Source organism: Vibrio sp. 10N.286.46.A8 (genome assembly GCF_041470165.1).
Lineage (GTDB): Bacteria > Pseudomonadota > Gammaproteobacteria > Enterobacterales > Vibrionaceae > Vibrio > Vibrio tasmaniensis_A.
Map to the genome: position 1 here is coordinate 1 of NZ_JBFRLX010000208.1, position 1,578 is coordinate 1,578.

Here is a 1,578-nt window from a genome sequence, read left to right on the forward strand (position 1 = left end):
CGACTTGCTCTTTTACTTTCTGTTGTCTTGCTTTGTGGCGTTGTTCTTTGTTGTCTTCGGTCGACATAACAAATCCTTTTAAGTTGTGATTACGCCTATCATAGCCTAACTTAACGATAGCAAAAACCATCGGAAGAACAGGTGATTATGGATGAAAAAGATACTCGTGGTTTGTATGGGGAATATTTGTCGTTCGCCAACAGGTGAAGCGGTGCTGAGAAAGAAAGCTCAGCAGATGGATATTAATGTAACGGTCGACTCCGCTGGGACAATTGGCTTTCATCAAGGCAACGCGCCAGACTCACGTTCAAAATCAGCAGGAGAGAAGCGAGGCTACAGCTTTAAAGGGATTACTTCTCGTAAAGTGGTAGATAATGACTTCGAAGAGTTTGACCTGATACTTGCGGCAGACAAGGCGAATTTAGATGACTTAGTGAGCCAGTGTCCAGTTCACCTCCAATACAAGCTCGCGTTATTTTTGAGTTTTGGAGAGTCACAATATCAAGAAATTCCCGATCCTTATTATGGTGAGGGGAATGGCTTTGAATTAGTGTTGGATTTAATCGAAGAGTCGAGCGAAGCGATACTGCGTTCAATATAGTGTAGAGGCTGTGTTCTTGGTGGGCGATAAAGTATCAAGGTTCATCGATATAAAAAAGGCCGACATTGAATGTCGGCCTTTCTAAATCTAGCTTTAAGCTATGACTAAGCTTACTTAGACATTACTTTGTAGATTGGGTCTTCTGCAACGTTCGCTTCAACTAAGCTACCGGCTTTGTGCAGCATAGCAACACAGTCTTGGCTTAGGTGGCGAAGGTGAAGTGTTTTACCTAGTGCCGCGTAACGGTCAGCAATCGTGTCGATCGCTTCAATAGCAGAGTGGTCAGTAACGCGTGAGTTTGCGAAATCAACGATAACATCTTGTGGATCGTTGTATGAGTCAAACAACTCAAGGAAGTTAGCGGTTGAACCAAAGAAAATTGGACCGTTAACTTTGTACTCTTTAGAGCCTTCAGCGTTAACCGATGTGTCTGCGTAGATGTGCTTAGCATGTTGCCATGCAAACATTAGTGCAGAAGCAACAACACCCACACCAACTGCTACCGCAAGGTCTGTTAGTACTGTAACTACAGTTACAAGGACGATAACGAAGAAGTCTTGCTTAGGAACGCGACGTGCCAACTTGAAGGTTGCCCATTCAAACGTACCGATAACAACCATGAACATAACGCCCACAAGTGCTGCTAGAGGAATCATTTCAATCAGTGCAGAGCCGAACAGGATGAACATCAGTAGTGCAACTGCCGCTACGATACCTGAAAGACGACCACGACCACCTGAGTTTACGTTGATCATCGATTGACCGATCATCGCACAACCACCCATCGCGCCAAATACTGAACACGTCACGTTCGCCATACCTTGACCAACACATTCGCGGTTAGATTGGCCACGAGTGTTTGTCATTTCGTCTAGTACGGTTAGCGTTAGTAGTGATTCGATTAGACCAATCGCTGCAAGAATCACTGCGTAAGGCAGGATGATGTATAGCGTTTCTAGGCTAAACGGTACTGCTGG

Annotated in this window: 2 protein-coding genes and 1 pseudogene; 1 reads left to right on the forward strand and 2 read right to left on the reverse strand. The window is 44.8% G+C overall.

What is annotated here, in order from left to right; translation table 11 throughout:
* A pseudogene (locus AB4232_RS18805) lies at positions 1-130 on the reverse strand (cob(I)yrinic acid a,c-diamide adenosyltransferase); the annotation flags it as partial.
* Positions 131-151: 21 nt separating this feature from the next.
* Between AB4232_RS18805 and AB4232_RS18810 the strand changes: the two are divergent.
* A complete protein-coding gene (locus AB4232_RS18810) occupies positions 152-601 on the forward strand; it encodes a low molecular weight protein-tyrosine-phosphatase (RefSeq protein ID WP_017099041.1) in 450 nt (149 codons plus the stop codon).
* A gap of 110 nt (positions 602-711) precedes the next feature.
* On the opposite strand, the gene AB4232_RS18815 is transcribed toward AB4232_RS18810, so the two are convergent.
* On the reverse strand, positions 712-1,578 hold an 867-nt coding region (locus AB4232_RS18815), incomplete at its 5' end, for a SulP family inorganic anion transporter (RefSeq protein ID WP_372087735.1).